7 protein-coding genes are annotated in these 9,153 nt (G+C 71.1%); 5 read left to right on the top strand and 2 right to left on the bottom strand.

Annotated elements, in window-relative coordinates; translation table 11 throughout:
* Nucleotides 1-146: 146 nt before the first annotated feature.
* Nucleotides 147-1,727, bottom strand: a complete 1,581-nt coding sequence (gene gcvPB / locus DZF91_RS32955) for an aminomethyl-transferring glycine dehydrogenase subunit GcvPB (protein WP_117360956.1) — start codon at nucleotides 1,725-1,727, stop codon at nucleotides 147-149.
* Nucleotides 1,724-3,091 (bottom strand): aminomethyl-transferring glycine dehydrogenase subunit GcvPA, encoded by a 1,368-nt coding sequence (gene gcvPA, locus DZF91_RS32950; protein WP_117360955.1) that lies wholly within the window; start codon nucleotides 3,089-3,091, stop codon nucleotides 1,724-1,726. Before gcvPA ends, gcvPB begins: the two co-directional genes overlap by 4 nt.
* Before the next feature lie 76 nt (nucleotides 3,092-3,167).
* Between gcvPA and DZF91_RS32945 the strand changes: the two genes are divergently transcribed.
* From DZF91_RS32945 to DZF91_RS32925, 5 genes are all read left to right on the top strand, one after another.
* Nucleotides 3,168-4,508 carry an ABC transporter substrate-binding protein gene (locus DZF91_RS32945; RefSeq protein ID WP_199487063.1) on the top strand — a complete coding sequence of 447 codons (1,341 nt, stop codon included), beginning with the start codon at nucleotides 3,168-3,170 and terminating at the stop codon, nucleotides 4,506-4,508.
* Between the two features lie 3 nt (nucleotides 4,509-4,511).
* The gene (locus tag DZF91_RS32940) at nucleotides 4,512-5,441 is read left to right on the top strand and encodes a carbohydrate ABC transporter permease (RefSeq protein WP_117360954.1); all 930 of its coding nucleotides are present in this window, start codon (nucleotides 4,512-4,514) and stop codon (nucleotides 5,439-5,441) included.
* Nucleotides 5,438-6,262: a carbohydrate ABC transporter permease gene (locus tag DZF91_RS32935; protein WP_117360953.1), complete on the top strand. Its 825-nt coding sequence runs from the start codon at nucleotides 5,438-5,440 to the stop codon at nucleotides 6,260-6,262. The genes DZF91_RS32940 and DZF91_RS32935 overlap by 4 nt, the downstream gene beginning before the upstream one ends.
* Nucleotides 6,259-8,283, top strand: coding sequence for a beta-galactosidase (locus DZF91_RS32930; protein ID WP_199487062.1), 2,025 nt, complete (start codon nucleotides 6,259-6,261; stop codon nucleotides 8,281-8,283). Before DZF91_RS32935 ends, DZF91_RS32930 begins: the two co-directional genes overlap by 4 nt.
* A gap of 2 nt (nucleotides 8,284-8,285) precedes the next feature.
* On the top strand, nucleotides 8,286-9,153 hold an 868-nt coding region (locus DZF91_RS32925), incomplete at its 3' end, for a trehalase domain-containing protein (RefSeq protein WP_199487061.1).

The raw sequence follows: 9,153 nt of genomic DNA, 5'->3' as shown, positions 1-9,153 counted from the left end.
CTCCAGCAGCGCGGCGGTCGCGCGCTCGGACGCGCGCGGCACCGCGCCCAGCTCGCGGGCGCGGGCCTGGACGTCGGGGCCGTCGCTGCCCTTCAGGCCGACCCGGCCGCCGAGTCCGGCGACCGGGTTGACCACCAGTCCGTATCTCACTGGCCGAGGATCTTCCGGCGGTAGGCGCGCCAGGTGACGGCCCAGGTCTTCGGGTCGTCGAGGGCCTCGTGCCGGATCTGGTGGATCGTCGAGTTGTGCGGCGCGGTCCGCACGGTCTCGGGGTCCTCGTACGCCTCGCGCGCGACCTCGGCGAGGATCGCGGCGTACTCGTCCAGGTCCTGCCGGGAGTAGGACTCGGTCGGCTCCAGCGTCATCGGCTCGGGCACCAGGTACGGGTGGTGGCTCGTCCAGTAGTGCGTGCCGAAGTCGGCGGCGCGGACGCCGATCTCCTCGCTGTGCACGCCGGTGTCCTTGTGCAGCTCCTCCCAGGAGTACCGCACCTGCTCGATGCGCCGCCGGCCCTCGGCGTACGGCGCGGACACGCCGCGGATCTCCAGGATCTTCTTCATCAGGTAGTTGTTGTTCAGCACGGCGATCTCCGCCACCTCGCGGAGGCCCTCCGCGCCGAGCGACATGATCCACGCGTAGGCGCGCACCAGGTTCGGCACGACGCCGTAGAACGGGCGGATCTTGCCGACCGACTCGGGCCGGTCGTCGTCCAGGAAGTAGCGGGTGCCGTCGAACTCCACGGTCGGACGCGGCAGGAACGGCACGAGCTTCTCGCTCACACCGGACGCGCCCGCCGCCGGGCCGCCGCACGCGTGCGGGGTGGAGAACGTCTTGTGCAGGTTGAAGTGGCACATGTCGAACCCGGCGGCCCGGGCGCGGGTGATGCCGAGGATGCCGTTGGCGTTCGCCTGGTCGTAGGCGCACAGGCCGCCGGCCTCGTGCACGATGTCGACGAACTCGGCGATCCGCGAGTTGAAGATCCCGGTGTCCTCCGGGTTGGTGATCATCAGGGCGGCGGTGCGCGGGCCGACGGCCGCCTTCAGCGCCTCGATGTCGGGGTAGCCGTCCTTGTCCGGGTACAGGGTGATGACCTTGAACCCGGCGGTCTTGGCGCAGGCCGCGTTGGACGGGTGGGAGAAGATCGTGGTGATGACCTCGTCGCGCTGCTCCAGCTCGCCGCGCGCGGCGAAGTAGGCGCGGATCATCGCGATGTTGGTGTAGATCGCGGCCGAGCCGGCGCCCGGCTGCAGCGAGACCCGGTCCATGCCGGAGATCTCCGCGAGCATCTTCTCCAGGTGGTACATGACCTCCAGGACGCCCTGGACGGTCGACTCGTCCTGGAGCGGGTGCAGCTCGGAGATCCGGTGGTCGCGGACGAACCGGTCGTTGACCTTCGGGCTGTACTTCATGGTGCAGGTGCCCTGGCCGACGTCGATGTTGAGGTCGACGCCGAGGTTCTCCTGCGACAGCCGCAGGTAGTGCCGCAGGACGTGCAGCTGCGACATCTCCGGAAGGCCGGGGGCGTCCTTGCGGCGCAGGGCCTCGGGGAGCGAGTCGTCCAGCGGGACCTCGGGGGCGGGGACGCCGACGCCGCGCGTGCCGGGCGTGCCCAGCTCGAAGATCAGCGGCTCGTCCCAGCGGGCCTGGTGGAAGCGGCGCAGCGCGGGCTTGGGGGCGACGCGCGCGTCCTCGATCGAGACGGGTCCGGAGTTGGCGGGGGCGCTCACTTGGCGATCTCCTCAAGCAGGGCGGCGAGGCGGTCGATGTCGTCCTTGGTGTGCACCTCGGTGACGCAGTACAGGGCGTCGCGCTCCGAGAGGGCGTGCCCGCCGAAGACGTCGTGCCCGCGCAGCGCCGCGTTGACCTCGGCGACGGTGCGGGAGCCGGTGAAGCGGACGGCGAAGTCGGCGAAGTGCGGGGCGTCGGCGTTCGGCACCTCGACGCCGGGGACCGCGGCGAGGCGGGTCATGGCGTAGCGGGTGTTGGCCATGATGGTCTCGCCGATCTCGCGCATCCCCTGGGGGCCCATCAGCGCGAGGTAGACGCCGGCGGCGATGCCGTTGAGCGCGGCGGCCGTGCCCACCCACTCCTTGCCCTCCTCGCGCAGCGCGAAGGAGGTGCGCTCGTAGGCGACGTCCCCGAAGCCGTACTCGCCCTCGACGGTGGTCGGCGCGACGCCGAACAGGCGGGAGGGGAACTCGGCGACCAGGTGCTCCTCGTCGCGGGTGGCGATGAACCCGGCGTTGCCGCCGCCGAAGCTCATGTGCACGCCGAGCGGCTGCACGTCGCCGCAGACGATGTCGGCGCCGTAGGACGCGGGCGGCGCGACGACGCCGAGCGAGATGGGGTTGCAGTTCACGACGTACAGCGCGCCCGCCTCGTGCGCGATCGCGCCGAGCTCGGGCAGCGCCGGGTCGACGACGCCGAGGAAGGACGGGGCCTCGGCGTAGACCGCCGCGACGTCGCCCTCGGCCACCGCGGCGCGGACGGCCGCGAGGTCGGCGCGCCCGTCCACGACCGGGACGACGACCACGTCGTGGTCGGGCCGCACGTAGTCGACGACCTTGGACAGCTTGTCGGCGGCGACGGCGGAGGCGACCACGACGCGGCGCGCGCCGGTGACCCGTCCGGCCATCCGCAGCGCGGTGCCCGCGGCCTGGAAGCCGTCGTAGGTCGGGACGTTCACCACGTCCATCTCCAGCAGCTCGCCCATGAGCGACTGGTACTCCCAGAGTGCCTGGAAGCGGCCGTGGTCCTCGTAGGGCTCGCCGGCGTAGGCGGTGAGGAACTCGGAGCGGTCCACCACCTCGTCCACGACGGCGGGGACGTGGTGCTGGTACACGCCGCCGCCGAGGAAGCTCAGCGCGTCGCGGGTACTGGTGTTGCGGCCCAGCAGGCCGTTCATGTGCCGGACGAGCCCGGCCTCCGAGCGCACCGGCGCGGGCAGGTCGAGCGGGGCCTGCAGCCGCAGCTCGGCGGGGACGTCGACGTAGAAGTCCTCAACCGATTCGGCCCCGACGGCGTCGAGCATCGCGCGCTTCACATCGGGTGCCGCGTTGGGGATGTACGGGTGGGCGAACGAGCCGGTCATGCTCCCCCTCTTGACGAAACATCATCATTCGGTGTGCTGTATACAGCATTCAGCATGCCGGTGCCAGGAGGCAAGAGTGCGTATCAACCGGATGAACCGGACACGAAGGTCGGTTCTGCTCGCGGGTGCGGTGGCCGCCGCGGTCGCGCTGAGCGGCTGCGCCGCGGGCGGCGGGTCGGGCGGCAGGAAGGCCGCGCCGAGCCTGGCCGCCGGGTCGAACGCCGACATCAAGGGCGACGTCACGGTCTGGTCCTGGGACGTCGCGGCGACCGCGCTCAAGCGGCTCGCCCCCGAGTTCGAGAAGCAGCACCCCGGAACGAAGATCAACGTGGTCGACATCGGCTACGACAACGCCTACGACAAGATCACCGTCGGACTGAAGTCCGGCAAGGGGCTGCCCGACATCACCACCGTCGAGGGCCCGCGGTTCCAGAGCTTCCTCGGCTCGTTCCCGAGCGGGTTCTACGACCTGACCTCGCTCGCGTCGAAGTACAAGGACCAGTACAACCAGGCGTCGTGGAAGACCGCGACCGACGAGAAGGGCCGCACCCTGGCCCTGCCGTGGGACGCCGGACCCTGCGGCGTCTTCTACCGCCGCGACCTGTTCCAGAAGGCCGGCGTCGACCCGAACTCCATCACCACCTGGGACGACTACGTCAAGGCCGGTGAGCAGGTCAAGGCCAAGACCGGCACGAAGTTCATCACCCTCGACCCGGCTGAGGACAACACCTTCCTGATGATGCTCCAGCAGCAGGGCCAGGGCTACTTCAAGGACGGCAAGGTCGCGGTGAGCACGCCGCAGGCCGTCAAGGCGATGACCGTCCTGAAGCAGCTGTCCGACAAGGGCCTGGTCGACTGGGCGCGCGGCTGGGACGCCACGGTCACCTCGTCCAAGACCGGCAAGTCCGCCACCACGCCGCAGGCGGCCTGGTGGGGCGGCACGCTCACCGGCGAGATGAAGGAGATGAGCGGCAAGTGGGGCGTGTTCCCGCTTCCCGCGTTCGAGCAGGGCGGCGCGCGGACGTCCAACAACGGCGGCTCGCTCCTGACCGTCACCTCGCAGACCAAGAACCCCAGGACGGCCTGGGCGTTCACCGAGTTCATGCTCGCCAACAGCGCCAACCAGGTGTCGATGCTGAAGAACGAGGGGCTGTTCCCCGCGTTCCTGCCCGCGCTGAAGGACCCGCTGGTCCAGCAGGCCGACCCGTACTTCGGCGGCCAGGCGGTCAACAAGGTCTTCGCCGACCTGCTGCCGACCGTCCCGCCGATCGAGTACACCAAGGACGGCGCGAAGGCCACGCAGCTCGTCTGGTCGGCGAACGCGGGCGTGATGCTGCGGGGCAAGGACCCGAAGGCGACGCTGGACTCCACGGCCAAGCAGATCGCCTCCGCCACCGGCCGCCAGACCGCCGGATAGCGCATGGCAGCCGTGCAGACCGAGCCCGCGAAGCTCGAGAGCGTCCCCGCGGCGGACGCTCCCCGGCCGCGCCGGCGGCGGTTCAGCCTGACCCACTGGTGGTTCACCGGTCCGGCGACCGTCCTGTTCGTGGCGTTCTTCGCCTACCCCCTCGCCGCGAGCCTGTACCAGAGCTTCACCGCCGACCAGGACGGCACGACCGTCTGGGTCGGACTCCGCCAGTACCAGCGCCTGGTCCAGGACCCGGTGCTGCTGCAGTCCCTGGTCAACACCGTGCTGCTGCTGGTGATCCAGGTGCCCGTCATGATCGGGCTGGGCCTGGTCCTGGCCGGGGTGCTGAACGCGTCCTGGCTGCGCTTCCGCGGCGCGTGGCGGCTGGTGTACTTCCTGCCCGCCGTCACCACCCTGGTCGCCTACTCGGTGGTCTTCCGGGTGCTGCTCAAGACCGACGGCGGCATGGTCAACCAGCTGCTCGACGGCATCGGCGTCGGCGGCGTCGACTGGCTGAACGACGCGACCTGGGCGCGGATCTCGCTGATCCTGTCGATCACCTGGCGGTGGACCGGCTACAACGCGGTGATCCTGCTGGCCGGGCTGCAGGCGATCGGCCGGGAGCAGTACGAGGCGGCGTCGATCGACGGCGCCGGCGCGGTCACCACGTTCGTGCGGGTGATCGTGCCGCAGCTCCGCCCGGTGATCCTGTTCTGCTCGATCACCTCCACGATCGGGACGCTGCAACTGTTCGACGAGAACTACGTGCTGACGCGCGGCGGACCGGACAACGCGACGATGACGCCCGTCCTGTACCTCTACAAGGTCGGGTTCGACCAGATGGACTTCGGCTACGCCGCGGCGATCGCGTGGGTGGTCGTGCTGCTCATCGGCCTGGTGTCGCTGATCCAGTTCCGCCTGCTCGGGAAGGGGGCGCGATGAACCCGCGGATCGTCGGCCGGGCCGGGGCGTACCTGCTCCTGCTGGCCGGAGCGGTCGTCAGCCTGGTGCCGTTCTACTGGATGGCGGTGGCGTCCACGCACGACACCGCCGACCTGTTCGGCTCGCCGCCGCCGTTCCTGCCCGGCGGGGCGCTGATGGACAACCTGTCCCGGCTGCAGAGCGAGCACCGGTTCGGCCGGGTCGTGGTCAACAGCCTCGGCGTCGCCGTCGTGTACACCGTGCTGAGCTCGCTGATCTCGGCCATGTGCGGCTACGGCCTGGCCAAGTACCGCTTCCGGGGACGCGGCGTCCTGCTGGGCGCGGTGCTGGCGACCATGATGATCCCGATGCAGGTGCTGCTGGTGCCGCTGTTCCAGATGATGGCGAACCTCGGCTGGACCGACACCTACCAGGCGGTGATCCTGCCGTTCCTGGCCAACGCGTTCGGCATCTTCCTCATGCGGCAGGCGTTCCTGGCCTTCCCGGACGAGCTGATCGAGTCGGCCCGCATCGACGGCGCGAGCGACCTGCGGATCTTCTACCAGGTCGTGCTGCCGGGCGTGCGCCCGCAGCTCGGCGCGCTGGTCATCTTCACCTTCATGAGCCAGTGGAACAGCTTCATCTGGCCGCTGCTCATGCTGAACACCGAGGAGAAGTTCACGGTGCCCATCGCGCTGAACCAGATGATCGGGCTGTCCCACGTGGACTACTCCGGCCTGATGCTGGGCTCGTTCGCGGCGACGCTCCCGATCATGATCGTGTTCTTCGTCTTCCAGCGGCAGTTCGTCGCCGGCCTGCTCGGCGGGGCGGTGAAGGGATGACGGGCGAGAAGGGGACGACGACGCTGACGCGCGTCGGCGGGATGCTGTACGGCGGGGACTACAACCCCGAGCAGTGGCCCGAGGAGACCTGGGCCGAGGACGCCGCCCTCATGAAGGAGGCCGGGGTCAACATGATCACCCTCGGCGTCTTCTCCTGGGCCAGGCTCCAGCCCGGCCCCGACACGTGGGACTTCGCCTGGCTGGACCGGCTCCTCGACCTGCTCCACGGGCACGGCATCGCGGTCGACCTGGCCACGGCGACCGCCTCGCCGCCCGCGTGGCTCGTGCGGGCGCACCCCGAGGTGCTGCCGGTGCGGTCGGACGGCGTCCGGCTGGAGTTCGGGTCGCGGCAGCACTACTGCCCGTCCTCGCCGGTGTACCGGGAGGCGGCGGTCACGCTCGCGCGGCGGATCGCCGAGCGCTACCGGGACCATCCGGCGCTCGCGCTGTGGCACATCCACAACGAGTACGGCGACCACGTCACCGAGTGCTTCTGCGCCGAGTCCGCCGCCGACTTCCGGCGCTGGCTGCGCGCGCGGTACACCGACCTGGACGCGCTGAACTTCGCGTGGGGCACGGCGTTCTGGTCGCAGCGGTACGGGTCGTGGGACGAGATCGAGCCGCCGCGCGACGCGCCCGGACCGGTCAACCCGACCCAGACGCTCGACTGGCGGCGGTTCTGCTCGGACGCGCTGCTCGCCTGCTACCAAGCCGAGAAGGACGTGCTGGACGAGGTGTCCCCCGGCGTCCCGGTGACCACGAACTTCATGTCGATGTTCAAGGCGCTGGACTACTGGGAGTGGGCCTCCCGGGAGGACTTCGTCTCCGACGACGCCTACCCGGACCCGGCCGACCCCGAGGCGCACATCACGGCCGCGATGAACTACGACCTGATGCGCTCGCTCAAGGGCGGCCGGCCGTGGCTGCTGATGGAGCAGGCCCCGTCGGCGGTGAGCTGGCGGCCCGTCAACGTGCCGAAGCGTCCGGGACTGCACCGGTTGTGGTCGCTGCAGACGGTCGCGCGCGGCGCGGACGGCGTCATGTACTTCCAGTGGCGGGCGTCGCGCGCGGGCGCGGAGAAGTTCCACAGCGCGCTGCTCCCGCACGGCGGGACGCGGTCGCGCGGCTGGGCCGAGACGGTCCGGTTCGGGGCGGAGCTGGCGAAGCTCGGGCCGGTCGCGGGCAGCCGCACCGAGGCCGAGGTCGCGATCGTGCTGTCGTGGGACTCCTGGTGGGCGCTGGAGCAGGAGGACCACCCGTCCACGCGGCTGGACCTGAGGGCGATCATCGCGTCCTGGTACCGGGAGCTGTGGCGCCGCAACATCGCGGTCGACTTCGTCCCGCCGGAGGCCGACTTCACGCGGTACAGGCTCGTCCTCGCACCGAACCTGTACATGCTGCGGTCGGAGACGGCCGAGCGGCTCACCCGGTTCGTCGCCGGCGGCGGCCATCTGGCCTGCGGGTTCTTCTCCGGCATCGTGGACGAGCACGACCACATCCACCTCGGCGGCTACCCGGCACCGCTCCGCGACGCGCTCGGCGTGGTCGTGGACGAGTTCTGGCCCGTGCCCGACGACCGGACCGTGCCGGTCGAGAGTGCCGTGGCAGGCGCCGCGGAAGGCACGGTGGCGGGTGCGGCGACGCTCTGGAGCGAGTGGCTGGACGTCACGACCGCCGAGCCCGTCGCGTCGTACGCCGGGGGTCCCCTGGGCGGACGGCCCGCGATCACCCGCAACGTCCACGGCGACGGCCTCGGCTGGTACTTCGGCTGCCACCTGCCGTCCGCGCTGGGCGCCGTCCTGGACGCGGCCGGGGTGCGTCCGGCGCACGAGACGCCCGCGGGCGTGGAGGCGACCCGGCGCGGCGAGTTCCTCTTCCTGCTGAACCACACCGACGCCGTGTCGCGTGTGAGCGGTTTGTCCGGTATTGATCTTCTGTCCGGCGCGACCGTCCGGGACGAGCTCGAGCTCGGCCCGCTCGGCGCGGCGGTCCTCACCCCCAACCCCGCACCCGAAAGGTGACCATGCGCAGACCCCTGAGCGCCGCCATCGGTGTCGTCGCTCTCCTCCCCCTGACGGCCGTCCCCGCGCACGCGGCGCCCGCCCGCCCCGCCGGGCTCGCCGGGTACGCGAACGTGCTCGACATGCGCGGCACCCCGACCGCGTCCGAGCCGCCGGAGTTCAACGACATCAACGTGTTCTCCGACCGCGGCGCGTGGCACGCCTACGCGCTGCCCGAGGACGCGGCGGCCTACGGCGGCTTCACCGGCCCGCTGTACATCGCGCAGGAGTACCCCTGGTGGCTGAGCAAGGCGTTCAGCCGCATCCGGCTGAGCGAGAACGGCCGGGCGATCGACCTGTCCGCCGCCAAGCCGAAGCTGTCGGCGCTGCCCGGCCTGCTCCGCCAGGTCTACGAGCTCGACGGCCTGAGGCTCACGCTGGAGCTGCGCTTCGGCAGCGCGCACACCGCCCTCGTCCGCGCGTTCGTGCAGAACACCGGCCGGACGGCCCGCACGCTGCGGGTCGGCTGGACCGGTGAGCTGCTGCGCCCGGCCGCCGAGCCGATGAAGAGCGCGCCCTCGCTCAAGGCGACCGGCAAGGGCGTCCAGGTCGACTTCGCCAAGGTCCGCAAGACCTGGAGCTACCTGACCGACGGCACCGAGCGGTTCGAGATCACGCACGCCGAGCCGGTGCGGACGACCGTCGCGGGCGACTCCTACACCACCGACCTGGCCCGTCCGCTGACGGTCGCGCCGCGCGCCACCAGCGCGCTGACCTGGGCGGAGACCTACACCTTCGACGCCGCCGAGCGGCGCGCGGAGGCCCCGGCCGTCGCCGGGCTGCTGCGCGCGCCCGAGCGCGCCGAGGCCCGGGGCGACGCCCGCTGGGAGG

The sequence above is a fragment of the Actinomadura logoneensis genome (assembly GCF_003428695.1).
GTDB lineage: Bacteria > Actinomycetota > Actinomycetes > Streptosporangiales > Streptosporangiaceae > Spirillospora > Spirillospora logoneensis.
This window is presented reverse-complemented; position numbering and strand designations above follow the sequence as displayed.

Excerpts from the sequence above, each read along its gene's own strand:
- DZF91_RS32935 (WP_117360953.1), top strand. The coding sequence starts at position 5,438 with ATGAACCCGCGGATCGTCGGCCGGGCCGGGGCGTACCTGCTCCTGCTG.
- gcvPA (WP_117360955.1), bottom strand. The coding sequence starts at position 3,091 with ATGACCGGCTCGTTCGCCCACCCGTACATCCCCAACGCGGCACCCGAT.
- DZF91_RS32930 (WP_199487062.1), top strand. The coding sequence starts at position 6,259 with ATGACGGGCGAGAAGGGGACGACGACGCTGACGCGCGTCGGCGGGATG.
- DZF91_RS32940 (WP_117360954.1), top strand. The coding sequence starts at position 4,512 with ATGGCAGCCGTGCAGACCGAGCCCGCGAAGCTCGAGAGCGTCCCCGCG.